Source organism: Nonomuraea sp. NPDC050783, assembly GCF_040802095.1.
Classification (GTDB): Bacteria; Actinomycetota; Actinomycetes; order Streptosporangiales; family Streptosporangiaceae; genus Nonomuraea.
Genome location: NZ_JBFAHK010000010.1, coordinates 132,575 through 151,467, shown reverse-complemented (window position 1 = coordinate 151,467; position 18,893 = coordinate 132,575). Strand labels below are relative to the sequence as shown.

Below are 18,893 nucleotides of genomic sequence, written 5' to 3'. Positions count from 1 at the left end.
CGGGACGGCCGGACGCGTCATGGCCGCAGGAGGTCCTCCAGCGGGACGTAGGGGTCGGTCAGACCGAAGCCCGCGGGGCCGAAGCAGGCCAGCGCCTCCGGGGTGCGCATGATCGGCGGCGTGGAGATGGCGTACACGGTCAGCCGCTGGCCGTAGGCCAGTGACTCGGTGGGGACGGGCGCGCCGGTCTCCGTGGCCAGGGTGCAGATCAGGTCGGGCACGATGGCCAGGACGCGGCCGTCGCGGCGGGCGACGAGATGCTCGTTCTGGAAGGTGATCTCCAGGACGTCGCCGGGGTCGTCGGCCGCCCGGATCCGGGCCCGGCCGCGGGCGAACCCGTCCACGGTGCGGCGCTCGACGTCCACGACCTTGCCGCGGAACAGCACCACGCCCAGGCTGTAGACGGTGCCGGCGAGCATGGCGGTGAGCGCGTCGAAGGGGTCGGCGTGCGCGGCGCGGGCCTCGCGCAGCGTCCGGCCGATGTCCCGGCACAACGACAGTGTCCCGTGGACGGAGGTGCGGCGGACCTCGGCGGTGTCCATCGGGTAGTCGCTGATGTAGGCGGCGCCGCCCATCTGGACGGTCAGCGCCCGGGCGAGCCGCTCCATGCGCCTGTTGTCCCCGGCGGAGATGACACAGACGTCGCCGTGGTCGGAGGCGATGGCCATCGGCGAGCCCGGCACGCCCAGCACGCCGAAGGTCTGCATCTGCAGCTCGGGAAAGGCGCGGCCCATGCCGTCGGCGTCCACCACGGGCAGGCCGAGCTGCGCGCCGAGCATGAGCGGGATCATGCTGTTGAGCCCGCCGCACTCGGTCGGCATGACGGCGTGGGCGCGGCGGCCCAGGTGCTCCTCCAGCGCGCGGAAGGCGGCCACGTTGCCGCCGCCCGACGGCAGCTTCTCCACGAACACGGTCGGGGCGCCCATCATCGACGACGGCAGCACCAGCGCGCCGTCGGGCAGCTCGTCGGCGCCGATGACGCGCACCCGGCGGCCGGCGGCCATCTCCCGCTCCACCAGGAGCCGGCCGATGTACGGGTCGCCGCCCCCTCCGGTGCCCAGCACCGCGGCGCCCTCGGCCAGGTCGTGCAGCCCCTGCGGGGTCAGGTCGTAGCCCACTGCGGAGCCTCCTCGGGGGTACGGGCACGGCCGAGGTCCAGGTCCCCGACGGCGCGCACGACGACGCGGACGGCGTTGCCCGGCAGGTAGTTGACGTGGATCTCGTCGACGTGGACGACCTCGACGCCGCCCGGCGCCGCCCCGGCGGCGACGGCCAGCTCGATCGCCTCGGCGCGGGCCTGGTCCAGCACGTCGTCGCGGGTGAGGTGGGGGCCGATGAGGAACAGCCGGTCCACCTCGCCGCCGATCTGCCCGATGGCGGCGCCGATGGCGTTGGCGACGCCGTGGTGGCCGGGGATGCGGACCTCGGGCACGCCGGGCAGCTCGGCGGGCATGAGGACGGCGCCGCCGCCGACGATGACCACGGGCAGCGGCTCGGCGCTCAGCCGCATCCGGTCGGCCAGGCCGGCCACCCGGCCGGCCATCCAGGCGGTGCCGCGGCGGACGAGGTCACGGTCGAGGTGGCGGACCAGCGAGCGGTCGCCGACGTCGGCCAGCCCGGCGGCGACGGCCAGGTCGGTGGCGGTCAGGGTGCCGCCGCCGAAGACGAGCGCCTCCTCGGTCAGCCGGTAGCCGACCGAGTCGGGGCCGACCCGTACCTCGGGCCCGCCGGTGACGCGGCTGCCGCCGCCCAGGCCGACGGAGACCACGTCCGGCATGCGGAAGTTGGTGCGCACCCCGGCGAGGTCCACGTCGGTGCCGGCCTGGCGGGGGTAGCCGCCGCTCAGCACGCCGACGTCGGTGGTGGTGCCGCCGATGTCGGCCACCACGGCGTCGGCCAGCCCGGCCAGGAACGCGGCGCCGCGCATGCTGTTGGTGGGGCCGCTGGCGAACGTCCGCACCGGGTAGCCGCGGGTGTACTCGGCGTCCATGAGGGTGCCGTCGTTCTGCGACAGGAACAGCGGGGCGCGTACCCCGACGGCGGCCAGCGCGGCGGTGAACGCGTCCACGATCTCGTCGGCCAGGTCCAGCAGGCAGGCGTTGACGATGGTGGCGTTCTCCCGCTCCAGCATGCGGATGCGGCCGATCTGGTGGGAGAGGCTGACGCGCAGGTGGGGCAGCTCGGCGCGCAGGATGCCGGCGGCGGCCAGCTCGGCCTCGGCGGTGACCGGGGAGAAGACGGAGCTGATGGCCACGGTGGTGATGTCGTGGGCGGCCAGGTCGGCGGCGACGCGCTTGAGCTCGTCGGCGTCGAGCGGGGAGATGGGCCGGCCGTCGAACTCGTGGCCGCCGTGGCACAGGTGCACGACCGGGCGGACGGCGTCGATCAGCTCGGCCGGCCAGGCGGAGGTGGGTGGCAGCGCCGCGGTGGAGGGCAGCGCGAGCCGTACCACGCCGGTGCGGGCCAGTCCGCGGCGGGTGACGAGGGCGTTGGTGAAATGAGTGGTGCCGATCATGACCGCGGAGATCCGCCCGCGGTCGAGCCGGCTGCCCTCCAGCAGCGTCGTCAGCGCGGTGACGACGCCTCCGGTGACGTCGGCCGTCGTGGCGGTCTTGACGCCGGCCACGACGTTCATGTCGTGGCCGAGCAGGACCGCGTCGGTGTGGGTGCCGCCCACGTCGATCCCGATGCGCACGGTGGGGTGCTCCTTGCCTGGGGTCCGGGTCATGAGGCCGGGGGCCGGGCGGTGCCGGTCAGGCCGAGCCTGCCCGCGGCCGCGTACAGGACGAAGGCCGCCAGCAGGGCGTTGAGCGCCGGGACTCCGGCGGTGACGAAGTGGCCGATCAGCGCGGCGGCCACCCAGACGACCAGCGCGGCCGGGACCCAGAGCGGCGCGCGGGCGGGCAGCTCGCCGCGCTCGCGCGAGCCGTCCAGCTCGGCCCGCCAGGTGCGCACCACGTAGTACTCGGCGACCATGATCCCGGCGATGGGCGGGATGGCGACCCCCAGCAGCACGAGGAAGCCCACCAGGTGGTCGGCCATGCCGAGCGCGGCCAGCGCGGTGCCGGCCACGCCGAGCGCCACGGTGACGGCGGCGCGGCCGGAGCGCGCCCCGAACGCGGTGTGCAGGGTGTTGGTGACCCCCAGGCTGGCGGCGTACAGGTTCCAGTCGTTGACCTTGGCGGTGGCGGTGACCAGCACGAGCACGCCGAGGGTGCCGGAGGTGGTGGTGACGATGGTGACCACGTCACCGGTACGCAACGCGTGCGCGAGCAGGACGCCGACCAGGGCGAGCACGTACTCGCCGAGCGAGATGCCCAGCACCGTCTGCTTGACCACGTCGGCGGCGTTGCGGTTGAAGCGGCACATGTCGGGCGAGATGACGGCACCGACGATGAACCCGCCGGCGACCAGGGTCGCGCCCTGGGCCAGGTCCATCGCGGGCCCCGCGGGCGCGGAGGCGATCAGCTCGCCGAGCGGCCGTTGCGTCAGCTCCACGCCGATGGCCCAGCCGGCCAGCGCCAGGAAGGCCGGGACGGTGATCCACGCCGTCCAGGCCATGCCGGCGAAGCCGTGCACCACGATCGCGGTGATCGCCAGGCCGCCGGCGATCGCCCAGATCCACGCGGGCAAGCCGCCGAGCAGGGAGGAGACGCCCCGGGCGAGCACGGCGGTCTGCACGCCGAACCAGCCGAGCAGGCTGACCGCGATCACCAGGCCGACCAGGCCGGAGCCGTGGCGGCCGAACCCGGCCCAGCGGGCCAGCAGGCTGGTGGACAGGCCCTCGCGCATGCCGGCGATGCCCAGCGCGATGGCGACGGCCTCAAGGATGACGGCGCCGAGGGTGACGGCCAGGACGGCCCGCCAGAAGGTCATGCCCATGCCGAGGGTGGCGCCGAGCAGGAACTGCGACAGTGCCGACAGCAGGCCGAAGCGCTGGACGGCGATGGTGGCCCAGCCGTAGCGGGCGGAGGCGGGGACGCGTTCGAGGGCGTAGTCGTCGCGGGCCAGGCCCGTGCCGGTGCCGGTGCTGTTGTCGGCGTCGGTGCCGGTGTCGGTGGGTAAGTCGGCGGGGACGGAGGGTTGCGCCATCGCGGGTCCTTCTCAGCCGTGATCCATCCGGGGACACCCGTGACGGTAAATAAAGCAGGCGCGCCTGAGAAGAGGCCCGGCCCCACGAACCACCGCCTGTCGCGTGCCGGGCACGCGAGCCGTGTCAGCGCGGTGACGGCCCCGTGTCAGCGCTTCCGGCGAGGGTCGAGGTCATGAACGGATCGGCGGTCGCCTTCTCCTGGTCGCTCGCGACCGGCGGCCTCCCCCCGTCAGCTATTCGGTGTTGCTCAGTACCAGTAGTCAGTGTTACTTTATACCGGTAGTCAGCGGCACCGAGTAGCCGGCGCCGTCGAGCGTGCCGCGCGACAAGACAGGACGAAGTGATGACGACCCAGCAATCCCCCGCCATCCAGGTGCACGGCCTGGAGAAGTCCTACAAAGACCTGCACGTGCTGCGCGGCGTGAGCTTCGAGGTGGCGCGCGGCAGCATCTTCGCCCTGCTCGGCTCCAACGGGGCCGGCAAGACCACCGCCGTGAAGATCCTGTCCACGCTGCTCAAGCCCGACGCGGGCACCGCCCGCGTCAACGGCTTCGACGTCGCCACGCAGGCCGCCGACGTGCGCGAGTCGATCAGCCTGACCGGCCAGTTCGCCGCCGTGGACGAGATCCTCAGCGGCCGGGAGAACCTGGTGCTGGTCGCCCGCCTGCGCCACCTCAAGGATCCGGGCGGGGTCGCCGACGACCTGCTGCGCCGGTTCTCGCTGACGGAGGCGGGCGGGCGGAAGGTGGCCACCTACTCCGGTGGCATGCGCCGCCGCCTCGACATCGCGATGAGCCTGATCGGCGACCCGCCGGTCATCTTCCTCGACGAGCCGACGACCGGGCTCGACCCGCAGGCCCGCATCGAGGTGTGGCAGGCCGTCAAGGAGCTGGCCGCGGGCGGCACCACGGTGCTGCTCACCACCCAGTACCTGGACGAGGCCGAGCAGCTCGCCGACCGGATCGCGATCCTGCACGAGGGCCGGATCCTGGTCAACGGCACCCTGGCCGAGCTCAAGCAGCTCCTGCCGCCCGCCAAGGTCGAGTACGTCGAGAAGCAGCCGACCCTCGAGGACGTCTTCCTCTCCCTCGTCGCCGCGAAAGCTTAAGGAACCCCGCCATGAACAAGCACTTCCTCGGTGACACCACCGTCCTGCTGGGACGGTCCCTGCGCCACATCACCCGCAGCCCCGACACCATCATCACCACCGCGATCATGCCGATCGCCATGATGCTCATGTTCGTCTACGTCTTCGGCGGCGCGATCAGGACCGGGTCCGGCACGTCGTACGTGAACTACATGCTGCCCGGCATCCTGCTCATCACGGTCGCCTCCGGCATCGCCTACACCGCCTACCGGCTGTTCATGGACATGAAGGGCGGCATCTTCGAGCGCTTCCAGTCGATGCCGACCGCCCGCTCGTCGGTGTTGTGGGCGCACGTGCTGACCTCGCTGGTCGCCAACCTGGTCTCGCTCGTGGTCGTGACGCTGGTGGCCCTGCTCATGGGCTTCCGCTCCAGCGCCGGAGTGCCGGCCTGGCTGGCGGTGGCGGGCATCCTGGTGTTGTTCACCCTGGCGCTGACCTGGATCGCCGTCATCCCCGGCCTGTCGGCCAAGACCATGGAGGGCGCGAGCGCGTTCTCCTACCCGCTCATCTTCCTGCCCTTCCTCAGCTCGGCGTTCGTGCCCACCGACACCATGCCCACCATCCTGCGCGTCTTCGCCGAGAACCAGCCGGTGACCTCCATCGTCAACGCCATCCGCGCCCTGTTCGCCGGCCGGCCGGTGGGCGACGACATCTGGATCGCCCTGGCCTGGTGCGCCGGCATCCTCGCCGTCGCCTACGCCTTCGCCATGACCACCTACCGCCGCAAGATCTCCTAGAAGGAAACCATCATGACCGACTCCCTCCACACCCTCGCGACGATGCCGGCCGAGCGCCGGCCGGGCTGCCCCTTCGACCCGCCGAAGGAGCTGGTCGAGGCCCGCGAGCACGGCCCGATCAGCCGCTTCACCTTCCCCGACGGCCACCAGGGCTGGGTGGTCACCGGCTACGACCTGGCCCGCTCGATCCTGGCCGACCCGCGCTTCAGCTCCCGCAGGGAGCTCATGAAGCACCACCCGCTCATCGACTACGGCGACATCGAGGTCCCGCCGGCGCCGCCCGGCGAGTTCCTGCTCATGGACGAGCCCCAGCACGGCCGCTACCGCAAGCCGCTGGTCGGCAAGTTCACCGTGCGCCGGATGCGGCTGCTCACCGAGCGGGTCGAGCAGGTCACCGCCGAGCACCTGGACGCGATGGAGCGGGCCGGTTCCCCGGCCGACCTGGTGACCGCCTTCGCCAAGCCCATCCCGGCCGTCGTGATCTGCGAGCTGCTCGGGGTGCCGTACGAGGACCGCGACCGCTTCCAGCACAACATCGACCTCTTCCTCGGCGGCGAGGCCAGCGACGAGGAAGTGGGCGCCGCCTACGTCGAGACCCAGCAGTACCTCGCCGAGCTGGTCGCCGCCAAGCGCGCCGACCCCACCGACGACGTGCTCAGCGACCTGCTCGACAGCGACCTGACCGACGAGGAACTGCAGGGCATGGCCCTGATCCTGCTGTCGGCCGGCTTCGACACCACCGCCAACATGCTGGCGCTGGGCACCTACGCGCTGCTGCGCAACCCCGACCAGCTCGCCGCGCTGCGCGGCGACCCGTCGCTCGCCGACCAGGCGGTGGAGGAGCTGCTGCGCTACCTGTCGGTCGCCAAGCAGTTCCAGCGGGTCGCGCTGGAGGACGTCGAGCTGGCCGGCCACACCGTCGAGGCGGGCACGACGGTCATCCTGTCCCTCAGCACCGCCAACCGCGACCCCGAGCGCTTCCCCGACCCGCACGCCCTCGACCTGCGCCGGCAGGACGGCGGCCACCTGGCCTTCAGCCACGGCATCCACCAGTGCCTGGGCCAGCAGCTCGCCCGCGTCGAGCTGCGGGTCGCCCTCCCCGCGCTGTTCGACCGCTTCCCCACGCTGCGCCTGGCCGTGCCGGACGACGAGGTGGCCCTGCGGCCGGAGACCGCCGACATCCACGGGGTCAAGAGCCTCCCGGTCGCCTGGGACGCCTGACGGGGCGGGGTCCCGGCCCGCCGCCCTTCGCCCCGCCCCGTCCCGCCTCGCCTCGGTGAAAGTTTCCCCGGTCACGTCTCCTCCACCAGCGCCGTTACCGGCGGCGGTCGTCGCGCGTGTCCCCCGGCGCGGCGAATGGCGTACCTTACTCCCGCTCACCCACATCCGCGGCAAAAGGAGTCGTCGTGCGTGCATGGTTGGCCGGTGTCGTCGCGTCCTTTCTGGTGGTGCCGCTGACGGCCGTCCCAGCGGCCCGCTCCGCGCCGGCCCGGCCGGACGCGCGGACGTGCGCGCAGGCCGGCCTGCTGTTCTGCGAGGACTTCCAGGCCATGCCCGTCGGCGGCGCGAGCAGCCTGCGCTGGGGGATCGACACCAAGCACGGCACGCTCACCGTCGAGCGCGGCGGGCGGCCGGGGCAGAAGGTGCTGCGCGTGCACACCGAGGGCAACGGCCGCGCGTTCCTGAAGGTGGACGACTTCGCCGCGCCGGGCAACAGTTTCTACGGCCGCGTGCGGCTGCGGGCCGGCGCGTTCCCGACCGCGCCGGACTGGGCGCACTACACGCTGGTCGAGGCGACCGGCGACGGACCCGAGGTCGTCCGCCCGCTCGGCGGCCAGTACGCCCCGCCGCCCCACGGCGGAGCCGCGTACTGGGGTGTCGGCGCGGACGGCGGCCCCACCGGCGACTGGACGAACTGGCGGACCAGCGCCCCCTCCGTCACCGGGAGGTGGACCTGCGTGGAGTGGCACATGGACGCCACCGACAACCGGATCTCGTTGTGGTTCGACGGGGTGGCCAAGCCGGAGCTCACCGTGTCCACCCGCGAGCACGGCGGCGACCCGGTGGACTTCGTCTTTCCGCGCTTCGACACGATCAAGCTGGGCTGGCAGCTCTACCAGGCGAATCCGACCCCGGCCGGCTACGACGTGTGGATGGACGACATCGCGTTGAGCAGCCGGCGGGTGGGCTGCTGACCGTACGGGAGTCAGGGGGCGGGAGTCAGGGCCGCGAGCCCCTGACTCCCGCCGTCTCACGCGTGCTCGCCGGTCACGGGTTGCCGGAGCGGCAGATGGGCGACGTGCTGAACTCGACGGACGCCCCGGTGGCGTCGCTGACCACGGCGCGGATGTCGTACCTGAAGGAGGGCTGGCAGCCGATCCCCACGAAGGTCCGGTTGTCGTACGAGGGCACGGGGGAGCCGTTGACGAACCAGCGGACGGCGACCGGCGCGACGCCGCCGCTGAAGGAGACCGAGCAGAGGAACCGCCGCGCGAGCGGCTCGCAGTCGCCGCCGGTCAGGGTCAGGGCCAGGCTCGACGCCGACGCCGCCGTGGCGGCCGGTGCCGCCCAGGCGGAGGACGAGAGCGTGCCCGGGGCGGCGAGCAAGCCTGCCGCGAGCACGGCAGGTAAGGCCATTCTGTACGACTTGCGCATTCCTGTCTCCTTTGAGTGACGACGGGATGGGACGTCGCGTCTCGCGGAAGCCCGGCGTGACGGACTCCCCCTCACTCTCCGCTTCGCTCCCGCCGCCGTCACGGATGATGCGCGGATCCACGGATGAGGCACCAGGGCGCGGCGCGGGTCCCGCGGCGCCCGCGCTCGCCGGTCAGCGGCAGGCCGGCCCCCGGTCCACGCCCCGGGTGATCGAGGTCGCCGGCTTGTCGGGAAGCCCGAAGGGCAGCGTCCTGGCGGAGAAGTAGCCGGGCCTGCCGTCGTTCCCGAAGCCCGCCAGGCCGTCGATGAACCGCGACTCCGGCTCGGAGAGGTAGAAGGCGTACAGGTCGAACCTGTCCGGGGCCTTCGGTTCCGCCGTGCCCAGCGTGACCGAGAGCCGCCAGGTGCGCGGGTCGGCGGCGTCGCGCACCGGCTTGGCGAAGTAGAACTCGCCGGTGTCGACGCTGCGCAGCGCGAGCCAGGGCACGTAACCGTCGATCTGCTTGGCGGAGCCGGCCAGCTGGGCGCAGTGCGGCACGGTGGCGCTCGCGAGGTGATCGACGCTGATGTTGTCCATGCGGTCAGCCAGAGGGATGGGCTCGGGAGGGGAGATGACCGCCTTGCCGAAATATCCGCTGCCGAGGCCCAGCAGGCCGGCGACCAGAGCGGCGACGATCGGTGGACCCCATGTCCGGGCGGTCGATGGCGAGAGTGCGGGCGGAGTCATGGCGTACACCTCCTTGAGGGATTCTCCTGTCGGCTCGCACCGGGCCGCGCTCGCTTGCCTGGATCGTTGTACGTGACCGCCTTTCGCGTTGGAGCCGGTCAGGGCCGGGCGCCGGCGCGGAGATCACACAGCGTGGCGACAAGGTACGAATCTGCCACCCTTAAGGGCATATCGCGGAACCGGTGATGAAGCTGTCATGTCTACGTAACTCCAGTGGTCCCGTTCGACGGACGTCGCCCGACAAGGAGCATCCCGGTGACCTCTCGTTCCTCCCGGCAGAGCAGGGGACTGCGCGCCCTCACCGCCCTCGCGACCGTGGCCCTCCTCGGTGTGCTCGTCGTGGCCACGGGTCCCACCGCCCGTGCGGCCACGCTCGTCCAGTGCCAGGGGACCGAGACCGTCACGTACGACCCGGGGGTCACCTTCACGCCGCAGGACATCGAGGTCACGGTGCGCGGCCGGTTCACCTCCTGCGTAGACGGCGCGGGCCAGGTGACGAGCGGGACGTACGGGGAGCAGTTCACGATCCTGGCCGGCTGCAACGACCTCTTCGACGACTTCCAGGGCCGGCGGACCGTCGCGTGGAACACCGGCGACAGCAGCGTCATCGAGGGCAACGGCAGCAGCACCGCCGTGGCGGGCCAGGTCGTCACCACGTTCACCGGCACCGTCGTCCAGGGCCGTTTCCAGGGCCGCTCCGCCGTGCAGACCATCACGCTCGTCCAGCCGGGGGCGCTGCAGTGCCTCACCACGGGGTTCACCAGGGCGATCGGGGTGACGACGCTCACCATCGCCTGAGCCGCCACGGCTCAGGAGGCGAGCTGCTGGTGCAGGTAAGCGCGGAACTCCCGCACCTGGACGGTCTTCTCGTACGGCCGCAGCCGCCTGTCGAAGCGCCGGATGCGCTCGACGAGCCGGGAGGAGGCCAGCGACCGCGCGGCGGGCACGGCGGCCCGCACGGTCTCCACCGCCTGCTCCACCTCCCCCATGCCCAGATAGGCGTGGCCGGCGGCGACCCGGTTGAGCTGGGCCGAGCGGGGACGGCGGACCTCGAACGCGCGAACGGCCCGCTCCGCGTAGTCGGCCGCCAGGTCGTTCCTTCCGAGCAGGCGCCAGGCCACGCTGAGCTGCGCCCCCACCTCCGGCTCGTCATAGTCCATGACCCAGGCGGGGTCGCGATCGTCGGCGCCCCGCGCGCACGCGAGCCTCGACTCCTCGATGAGCCGTTCGATCCGCTTGCCGCTGTGACGATCCCCCGTCCTGTCGGGCCGCGTCCGGAAACCGGTGGCGCGCGCCTCCTTGGCCGTCACGACCGCCATCACGCTCGCCGGCGCCTCTGATCGGCGGGCCGTCTCGGTGGCCGCGCGCGCGAGCAACAACTCGTACTCGGGCTTGTTGAGGTGAAAGGCCTGCTGCGCCATGCACACCAGGACATGGATGCCGGTCAGCGGATCATCGGCGGTCTTGGCCAGCTTGAGCGCCTGGCCGAAGTAGTGCTGGGCCTGCCCGTGCCGGGCCAGGTCGAAGGCCGTCCAGCCGGCGAGGGTGGTCATCCCCGCGGCGGCGGACATCAGCGCCGAGCCGATGTCATCGGTGTAGCTGCCACGCAGCAGCGGGGCGACCACGGTGTTCAGGCAGTCCACCACGGCCGGGCGGATCACTCCGCCGCCGTACTGGAGCTCGATGGCGTTGAAGGTGCGCAGCATCTCCTCGATGCGGGCGACGTCGGAGAGCCCCACCACGCCCCTGCCCGTCTCGCGCGCCGCCGTTCCGACGGGAACGCTGTAGCTCCAGGCGGAGAGCCAGCCGTCCAGGGCGGCGGGAACGAAGGGCAGCGTGGCCAGCAGGTGGCGTCGGTCGAGATCCAATTCGCCCCTCCACAGCTTCTCCGCAGAGCCGACGGTAGCCGTGACCGACAAATCGCTGAAGTCCGGCAGTGGCCACAGCTCCGTGGCGACCGGTTCCGTGCCGTGCAGCCACCGCTCCACCTCGGCCCCGCTCACCCCGAAGACCTGCGCGATCCGCGCCCGGTACACCGGCCGGACGTCCTGCGTCCCCCGCTCCCACCGGCTCAGCGTCCCCGGCGCGACCAGCAACGCCTCGGCCGCCTCGTCCTGGTTCATCCCCAGCCGCTTGCGGGCCCTCACCAGCTCCGGCCGTCCCCCGCACTCTCCCATGAACCCTCCCGACACGCTCTGTGACCGACAGAGCACCCATGGTCGAGAATGACGCCCGCGCAAGGGAAGGCGCCAGCGGAAACGACCAGAAAACGACCACTCGCGGCTCCGAGCTTCCCCGGCACGCGGTCAGCGGCGAACCGACCTGCCCCGCCACTCCCGGGTCACGTTTCCTTGCTGGCACCGTCACCCAGCGCGATCGGAGCGTGCCCCATGCGATCGACCGGCGACAACCCGCCGCCGGCGAGATCCCCGCCCTCCTGGCGCGGGGCGCGCCGCTCCCGCTCGCCGAGCGAGGACGCGGCCTGGCGCTGGTCCGGGAGCTGTCGCAAGGGCACTGCCGCGCCTACCCGACCGTGATCACCACCTGCGCCGCCCCCGGCAAGGCCGTCGCCTTCGCCCTGCCCACCCGGACGGGCGCCCGGCTGACCTGCCCGTCCCCGCTCGACCTCGGCCGCCGCCCGGTACGCCCGTGGTCCTGGTGAGCGGAGGCCGTACGGGCCTGCGGCGGGCGCGCTACCGCGCGGGATCGTCCAGCCGGGACAGCGCGTGGCGCAGGAGGTCCTGCTCGAACTCCTGGGGGTCGTCCTCGCCGGGGCGGTAGCGGCTCATGAAGTCGTGCACCTCGTCGAACCAGCGTCGCAGGCCGGGCACCTGGCGGACCGCCAGCCGCCCGCGCCGGACGGCGTGTGTGGTCAGCAGGGCGAACTCCCGCCGCATCAGGTCCGGCTTGGGGCGTTGCGGGTTGGTCCAGTCGTCGGCCAGGACGGGGCGCACGCGGGCGCGCAGGTCGTTCCAGTGCAGCAGGATCGCCAGGTCCGCGGTGAAGCCCTCGGGGAGCCGGTCCGGCCACAGCTCGCGCAGGGCGGCGCGCTGCCCCGACCACGGGGTGTTGCCCACCTTGGGAAGGATCTCGGGGAACAGGCGCCCGGCGAGCGGAGCGAAGAAACCGTGCAGCCACAGCTGGGGGTAGACCGGCCTCCAGTACAGGTCGGCGACGGTCGCGTCGGCGAGGTCGTCCAGGATGGGCGCGACCAGGGCGGCGGCCAGCGGCGTGTTGCCGTAGTAGCGGAGGTCGCCGTCGATGAGGGCCACGATGTCGGCCGTCGTGGCGCGGAGCCCGGCGGTGATGGCGTTGCCCTTGCCGAGCGGGGCCGTCACCACGGTGGCGCCGGCCTTGGCGGCGTACCTGGCCGTGTCGTCGTCGCAGCCGCTGGCCGCGACGACGACCTCGCCCTCGACCTGGAGGAAGCGCAGCGCCGCCAGGCATTCCCCGACCACCGCGGCGATCGTCTCCTGCTCGTTGTGGGCGGGGATGACGATCGCCACCGATCCGGTACGGGAGGCGAGCGTCCGCGACGGCGTGAGATCGAGGCCGAGCGCGGGGTCGATGGTGCGGCGACTCACGTGGGCGAGCCCGCCCGGCGGGCAGAACGGCCTCTCACGCGCCACCTACCTACCGAACAGATATGTAAACGCATAAGTCAGATTAGATCAGAGGAGCTAAAAACGCCGCAAGATCAATGACGCTCGCCGGGTGCGTGGAGGCGCCGCCGCTGGTGAAACTTTCACCGGCGGGCACCGGCTCACCAGGGGCGATCGCCCGTCGCCGCCGTGCCGCCCGGCACCGGCCTTGACGGTGCCCGACCCGCTTCCTACGGTTAAACCGTTTTAATCAGCGGGGCCGGCCCCCTCCCACCGCCTGCGGCACGTTGGCGGCACGGCATCACGAGATGGGCCTCCACCATGACAGAACGCTCCCGCTCCTTACGCCGCACCCTGCTCGGCGTCCTCGGCACGCTGGCCCTGGCACCGGTGGTCGCCCTCGCGGCCGCCCCGCCGGCCGGCGCGGACACCAACCAGTTCAGAGGGGTGAACTGGGCCGTGCCGGGCGACAACTTCGTCAGGGGCCCGCTCGTCCTGGACGGGCTGGCCGCCTCCGACAGCTACGCGACCGTCCGGACCAAGGCCGACGCCGTCTACAACGGGTTCGCCGACCGGCTCGGCGCCAACACCGTCCGGCTGCCGGTCAACACCCACACCGTCGGCTCGTCGTGGTGGAACGCCTACCGCGGCACGATCGACGCAGCGACCGACCGCGGGTTCAAGGTCGTCCTCGCCTACTGGGAGGACGCGGCGGCCTCCGGCGGCCGGATCACCGACACAGCCGCCTTCACCTCCATGTGGAACACCGTGACCGCCCAGTACGGCTCCAACGACCTGGTGTACTTCGAGCCGATGAACGAGCCGCACGGCTACAGCGCGGCCGAGTGGGCGGACCTCGCCGCCTCGTGGCTCAGCGCCCGCCCGTCGATCCCGAAGGGCCGCGTCCTCGTGGGCGGCACCGGCTACAGCCAGGACCTCCGGCCGGTCTGCGCCGACAGCCGCCTGGCCGGGACGTTGTTGTCCTACCACCACTACACCTTCTTCTACGGCGAGAAGGACTACGCCGGCTGGGTCCAGAGCTTCCGCGAGCGGCTGGGCTCCTGCGCCTCGCGCGCGGTCACCACCGAGTTCGGCGCCCAGATGGACTTCGGCCTGAACTACGACGACCCCGCGAGCACCAACAACTTCGTCCGGTACTTCCGGGCCGTCACCGACTCCCTGCGCGAGCTGCGCATGGGCTCGATCTACTGGCCCGCGCTCGGCGGGAAGATCAGCGAGTACGGCTACGACCGGTACTCCATGTTCGCGCTCCAGGGCAGCGGCACCAACCTGACCCTGAGCGTCCGTAACCCCACCGGCGCCGCCCGCCTCAGGTACGGCTGGGGCGACGGCAGCGCCCCCGCCACGGTCACCCTCACCGCCCGGCACTCGGGCAAGTGCGTGGACGTGATCAGCGCGTCCGTGGCGGACGGCGCCGAGGTCGCCCAGTACGCCTGCAACGGCGCCGGCAACCAGCGCTGGGAGTTCCGCGACCTCGGCACCGGCTACTACCAGCTCGTCGCCGCGCACTCCGGCAAGTGCCTCGACGTGAACGGCGCCTCGACCGCCGACAACGCCAGGATCATCCAGTGGACCTGCGGCGGCGGGCAGAACCAGCAGTGGCAGGTCCAGGACGCCGGCAGCGGCCGGGTGCGGCTGGCCGCGCGCCACTCGGGCAAGTGCCTCGACGTCCCGGGAGGCTCCACCGCCGACGGCACCCGCCTGATCCAGTACACCTGCGGCACCGGGCAGAACCAGCAGTTCACCAGAGGCGCGTCCCAGCCGTAGCCCGTGCCCGGCGCGATCGGCGGGCTTCGTTTTGTGGCGACGGCGCGGGCGAGAGTTTCGCCTGCGGTGCTATCCGGCGGCCGGGCCGGGGCGGAGAGTGGAGGGCCAGGATGACTCAGGCAGGCGGCCCGACATGCGTACCGATGCCCAGCACCCGCCGGCACCGCCCGCGGCGGCGGGCCCGGCGGACAGTGGTGATCGCGCGGCCCGGCTGGAGGAGCTGCGTGCCACGGCGGCCAGGCTCAAGGAACGGGCGCGGTCGATCCGATCCGACAGCCGGCGGATCGGCGACCTGAGCCAGGAGATCCACGACAGCCTGCGCGAGCAGCGCGAACGCCTGCGGGCGAGCGGGGCGGCACGGCGAGGGACCGGCGCGGGGCAGGCCCGGGACCACCCGGGCACCGGCCCTCCCCCGGCCCCGGGCGCTCCTGGGTAGCGGCTCCGGCACTGGGTGGAGCGGGCGCACCGGCGTACAGTCGTCCGTGGGCGGGCAGCGGCGGCAGGAGATGATCGCCCTGACCGCCGCCGCGCCCCTGACCTGTTCCCGGCACAACGGTGCGTCCGGAACTCGCGCGCGGCGCTCCGCTGGGGGAGACTGGCGGGTACACCCGTGCTGCGGGGTCAGCGCGCACCGGTTCGGAGGCAGGGTGATCGGGCCCGCTCCGGCCGGGGGCCGGAAGGCGGAGTCGGACTCGCTCTGAGCGGTGTGACGTCGTCGTGTGCTGCCGTCGGTCGAGGTGATCCATCATGGACGATCAGAAGCGGGCCGACCGGAAACAGGCCGACCGCAAACGGGCCGGCCAGGAGGGAGCCGGCCAGGAGCGCGCCGAACCTCAGCGGGCCGGCCGGGAAGCGGCCGTCGACGTGGTCGCGCTGGTGACCTCGGCGGGCGGGCTCGACGCGTTGACCACGGTGCTGCGCGACCTCCCGGCCGACCTGCCGTCGGCGGTGGTGGTGCAGCAGCACCTGGGCAGCGGCAGCGGCCTGGCCCTGGTCCTGCGGCGGCGGACCGGGCAACCCGCGGTGTGGGCGGCCGACGGCGCGCGCCTGGCGCCCGGCGTGGTGATGGTCTGCCCGCCGCGCATGCGACTGGAGATCTTCCCGGACGGCAGGTGCACGCTCGTCGCGTCGAGCGGAGCCCTCGACTCCCCTCATGACGCCCTGCTGCGGTCGCTGGCGGACGCGTTCGGCCCGAGGGCGCTGGCCGTGGTCCTGACCGGCATGGGCCGCGACGGCGCGGCGGGCGCCGCGGCGGTCAAGGCGGCCGGCGGGATCGTGCTCGCGCAGGACGAGGACACCGCCGAGTACCCCTCGATGCCGAAGGCCGCCACCGAGGCCGGCGCCGACCTGGTGCTGCCGTTGCACGAGATCGGCGGCGTCATCACCGCCGTGGTGCGCGGCGCTCCGCTCCCGCTCCCGCAGAGCGAGGTCGAAGCGGTCCGTAAGGTCTTCGGCGGCCCCTCGGTCATGGAGGGCATCGCCCGCGACATCGACTGGGCGCGCACGCCCCTGGGCCCGGTGACCGCCTGGGGGCCCGCGCTGCGGACGGTGGTGCGGCTGGTCATGGCCTCGCCCCTGCCGCTGGTGCTGCTGTGGGGCGAGCAGCACATCATGCTGTACAACGACGCCGGTATGGAGCAGGGCGGGACGCGGCACCCCGAGCATTTCGCGCGCCCCGACTTCGAGACGTGGCCCGAGGCCCGCCCGGAGACGGAGCCGCTGTACGACCGCGTGATGGGCGGGGAGCCGGTGCACCTGCGCGAGAGCCGCCGGCTCCTCGAACGGCTCGGCAGGCCGAGGTACGCGTGGTTCGACGACACCTTCTCGCCCGTACGGGACGAGCACGGCGACGTCGCCGGGATCCTCCGGTCGTCCCACGAGCGTACCGCCGAGGTGCTGTCGGCCCGCAGGCTGCGGACGCTCAACCGCCTCGCTGCGGCACCGGCCTCGCGCGAGCGCCGGGACGCGCTGAAGGGAGCGCTGGCGGTGCTCGGGGAGGCCGCCGACGTCCCGTTCGCCGCGGCGTACCTGCTCGACGCGTCCGGGAAGCGGGCGAGCCTGGCCGGCGCCTCCGGGACCGAGGAGGGCGGCGGGCTGGTGCCGTGGGAGCTGCGGCTGGCGCCCGGCATCGCCTGGCCGCTGCAGCAGGTCGCCGAGACGCGCCGTCCGGTGCTGGTCGAGGACGTGGGCACGCGTTTCCGCGGGCACCTCGTCGGGCCCGAGCGGCTCATGCCGGAGTGCGCGATGTTGTACCCGCTGCCCGACCAGGCCGGGGACGAGGTCGCCGGGGTGCTGGTGCTCGGCGCGCACCCGTTCCTGCCGCTGGACGAGCGCTACCGCGAGTTCCTGGCGCTGACCGGCGAGACGATCGCGGCGAAGGTCGCCGAGTCGCACGCCCGCCGGCGCGAGCGGCAGCGGCTGGACCGGCTGGCCGAGCTGGACCGGGCCAAGTCGGCGTTCTTCTCCAACGTCAGCCACGAGTTCCGCACCCCGCTGACGCTGATGCTGGCCCCGCTGGAGGAGCTGCTCCAGCAGCCCGGGGATCCCGTCCTGGCCCGCCGGTCGGACGTGGAGCTGGTGCAGCGCAACGCCCGGCGGCTGCTGCGGCTGGTCGGCGCGCTGCTGGACTTCTCGCAGGTCGAGGCCGGCCTGTTGCGGGCGCGGTTCGCCCCCGTCGATCTGGCGGCGCTGACCACGCAGGTCGCCTCGATGTTCCGCGGCGCCGCGGAGCGCGCGGGGCTGACGCTGACCGTGGAGGCGCCGCCGCTGCCCCAGCCCGTGTGGGTGGACGCGGAGATGTGGGAGAAGGTCGTCTCCAACCTGGTGTCCAACGCGCTGAAGTTCACCTGGAAGGGATCGGTCGAGATCGGGTTGCGGGCGCTGCCCAACCACGCGGAGCTGTCCGTACGCGACACCGGCGTGGGCATCCCCGCCGCCCAGCTTCCGTACGTCTTCAAGCGTTTCCACCGGGTGCCGGAGACCCACGGGCGCACGCACGAGGGAGCGGGGATCGGGCTGGCCCTCGTGGACGAGCTCGTCCGCCGCCACCACGGCCGGATCCGGGTCACCAGCGAGGAGGGCGTCGGCACCACGTTCACCGTCTGGCTGCCGCTGGGCCGCCGGCCCGGCGCGGCGGACGCGCCGGCCCCGGCCGCGCGGATCGGGCAGGTGGTGGCGGCGATGGCCGAGGAGGCCGTGCACTGGAATCCCGTCCGCGAGCGCAACCACGCCGCGATGGGGCTGGACGGCGGGACCCCGCTCCGCGGCCTGGGCGACGGGCAGGTCATCGGGGCCCGGGTGCTCGTCGCCTACGACAACGCCGACATGCGCGGCTACCTGGTCCGCCTGCTCGGCACGGCGTGGCAGGTGATCGAGGCGCGGGACGGCGCCGACGCGTTCGAGCTGGCCCGGCGCGAGCGGCCCGACCTCATCCTGGCGGACGCGATGATGCCGGGCACGAACGGCTTCGCGCTGCTGCAGCGGGTCCGCTCCCACGAGGCGCTGGCGCAGACGCCGTTCATCCTGGTCACCGCCCGCGCCGGGGAGCAGGACGCGATCGAGGGGATGCTCGCCGGCGCCGACGACTACATCATCAAGCCGTTCTCGGCCCGCGAGCTCATGGCCCGGATCGGGGCCCAGCTGGAGCTGTCCCGGATGCGCAGCACCACCGAGCGGGCCCTGCGCGTCAGCGAGGAGCGGCTGCGGCGCATCCTGGAGACCGAGAACGTCGGGGTCCTGCACTTCGACGAGACCGGCACCCTGATCGACGCCAACGACGCCTTCCTGCGGATCAGCGGCTACACCCGGGCCGACATCGAGGGCGGCGGGCTGACCTGGATGCGGATGACCCCGCCGGAGTGGGCCGAGGTCAGCGAGCAGCAGATGGAGCAGCTCGCCGCCACCGGCTACATCGGTCCCTACCAGAAGGAGTACATCTGCAAGGACGGCAGGCGGCTGTGGATGTTGTTCGCCGGCCGCGACCTCGGCGACGGGACGATCTCCGAGTTCTGCATCGACATCAGCGACCTCAAGCAGCCGCAGGGCGCGGCGGCGGCGCCCCGCGGCCCCGCCGCCTCCGGCTGACCCGGGCCCCGGCCGGACGCCCCGCCACGCCCGGCACGACGGGACGGCGAGACGGCGAGGC

16 protein-coding genes are annotated in these 18,893 nt (G+C 72.9%); 9 read left to right on the top strand and 7 right to left on the bottom strand.

Annotated elements, in window-relative coordinates:
* Nucleotides 1-17: 17 nt before the first annotated feature.
* From AB0H75_RS26490 to AB0H75_RS26480, 3 genes are read right to left on the bottom strand one after another with little or no spacing between them, the layout of a single operon-like run.
* Nucleotides 18-1,118: a DUF917 domain-containing protein gene (locus tag AB0H75_RS26490; protein WP_367800499.1), complete on the bottom strand. Its 1,101-nt coding sequence runs from the start codon at nt 1,116-1,118 to the stop codon at nt 18-20.
* On the bottom strand, nt 1,103-2,695 hold the full coding sequence (locus AB0H75_RS26485) for a hydantoinase/oxoprolinase N-terminal domain-containing protein (RefSeq protein WP_367800497.1): 1,593 nt from the start codon (nt 2,693-2,695) through the stop codon (nt 1,103-1,105). Before AB0H75_RS26485 ends, AB0H75_RS26490 begins: the two co-directional genes overlap by 16 nt.
* A 29-nt stretch (nt 2,696-2,724) precedes the next feature.
* A complete protein-coding gene (locus tag AB0H75_RS26480) occupies nt 2,725-4,092 on the bottom strand; it encodes a cytosine permease (RefSeq protein WP_367800495.1) in 1,368 nt (455 codons plus the stop codon).
* A 344-nt stretch (nt 4,093-4,436) separates the two neighbouring features.
* On the opposite strand from AB0H75_RS26480, the gene AB0H75_RS26475 reads away from it, so the two are divergent.
* The 4 genes from AB0H75_RS26475 (at nt 4,437) to AB0H75_RS26460 (ending at nt 8,172) form a co-directional block, all read left to right on the top strand.
* Nucleotides 4,437-5,201 carry an ABC transporter ATP-binding protein gene (locus tag AB0H75_RS26475; protein WP_367800493.1) on the top strand — a complete coding sequence of 255 codons (765 nt, stop codon included), beginning with the start codon at nt 4,437-4,439 and terminating at the stop codon, nt 5,199-5,201.
* Nucleotides 5,202-5,212: 11 nt separating this feature from the next.
* Nucleotides 5,213-5,977 carry an ABC transporter permease gene (locus AB0H75_RS26470; RefSeq protein WP_367800491.1) on the top strand — a complete coding sequence of 255 codons (765 nt, stop codon included), beginning with the start codon at nt 5,213-5,215 and terminating at the stop codon, nt 5,975-5,977.
* 12 nt (nt 5,978-5,989) lie between these two features.
* On the top strand, nt 5,990-7,198 hold the full coding sequence (locus tag AB0H75_RS26465; RefSeq protein ID WP_367800489.1) for a cytochrome P450: 1,209 nt from the start codon (nt 5,990-5,992) through the stop codon (nt 7,196-7,198).
* Between the two features lie 185 nt (nt 7,199-7,383).
* On the top strand, nt 7,384-8,172 hold the full coding sequence (locus tag AB0H75_RS26460; protein ID WP_367800487.1) for a hypothetical protein: 789 nt from the start codon (nt 7,384-7,386) through the stop codon (nt 8,170-8,172).
* A gap of 73 nt (nt 8,173-8,245) precedes the next feature.
* Here AB0H75_RS26460 and AB0H75_RS26455 read toward each other — a convergent pair whose 3' ends face one another.
* Together AB0H75_RS26455 and AB0H75_RS26450 are read right to left on the bottom strand one after the other, a co-directional pair.
* Nucleotides 8,246-8,632: a hypothetical protein gene (locus tag AB0H75_RS26455; RefSeq protein ID WP_367800485.1), complete on the bottom strand. Its 387-nt coding sequence runs from the start codon at nt 8,630-8,632 to the stop codon at nt 8,246-8,248.
* 172 nt (nt 8,633-8,804) lie between these two features.
* A complete protein-coding gene (locus tag AB0H75_RS26450) occupies nt 8,805-9,359 on the bottom strand; it encodes a hypothetical protein (RefSeq protein ID WP_367800483.1) in 555 nt (184 codons plus the stop codon).
* A gap of 255 nt (nt 9,360-9,614) precedes the next feature.
* Between AB0H75_RS26450 and AB0H75_RS26445 the strand changes: the two genes are divergently transcribed.
* Nucleotides 9,615-10,157 (top strand): hypothetical protein, encoded by a 543-nt coding sequence (locus AB0H75_RS26445; RefSeq protein WP_367800481.1) that lies wholly within the window; start codon nt 9,615-9,617, stop codon nt 10,155-10,157.
* Between the two features lie 11 nt (nt 10,158-10,168).
* Here AB0H75_RS26445 and AB0H75_RS26440 read toward each other — a convergent pair whose 3' ends face one another.
* Nucleotides 10,169-11,536, bottom strand: coding sequence for a helix-turn-helix domain-containing protein (locus AB0H75_RS26440; protein WP_367800479.1), 1,368 nt, complete (start codon nt 11,534-11,536; stop codon nt 10,169-10,171).
* 206 nt (nt 11,537-11,742) lie between these two features.
* Between AB0H75_RS26440 and AB0H75_RS26435 the strand changes: the two genes are divergently transcribed.
* A complete protein-coding gene (locus AB0H75_RS26435; RefSeq protein WP_367800478.1) occupies nt 11,743-12,021 on the top strand; it encodes a hypothetical protein in 279 nt (92 codons plus the stop codon).
* Nucleotides 12,022-12,052: 31 nt separating this feature from the next.
* Here AB0H75_RS26435 and AB0H75_RS26430 read toward each other — a convergent pair whose 3' ends face one another.
* Nucleotides 12,053-12,988 carry a glycosyltransferase gene (locus AB0H75_RS26430; protein ID WP_367800476.1) on the bottom strand — a complete coding sequence of 312 codons (936 nt, stop codon included), beginning with the start codon at nt 12,986-12,988 and terminating at the stop codon, nt 12,053-12,055.
* A 294-nt stretch (nt 12,989-13,282) separates the two neighbouring features.
* Between AB0H75_RS26430 and AB0H75_RS26425 the strand changes: the two genes are divergently transcribed.
* The 3 genes from AB0H75_RS26425 (at nt 13,283) to AB0H75_RS26415 (ending at nt 18,832) form a co-directional block, all read left to right on the top strand.
* A complete protein-coding gene (locus AB0H75_RS26425) occupies nt 13,283-14,749 on the top strand; it encodes an RICIN domain-containing protein (RefSeq protein ID WP_367800474.1) in 1,467 nt (488 codons plus the stop codon).
* Between the two features lie 133 nt (nt 14,750-14,882).
* Nucleotides 14,883-15,185, top strand: a complete 303-nt coding sequence (locus AB0H75_RS26420) for a hypothetical protein (protein ID WP_367800472.1) — start codon at nt 14,883-14,885, stop codon at nt 15,183-15,185.
* A 311-nt stretch (nt 15,186-15,496) separates the two neighbouring features.
* Nucleotides 15,497-18,832 (top strand): chemotaxis protein CheB, encoded by a 3,336-nt coding sequence (locus tag AB0H75_RS26415; RefSeq protein WP_367800470.1) that lies wholly within the window; start codon nt 15,497-15,499, stop codon nt 18,830-18,832.
* Nucleotides 18,833-18,893: the final 61 nt, after the last annotated feature.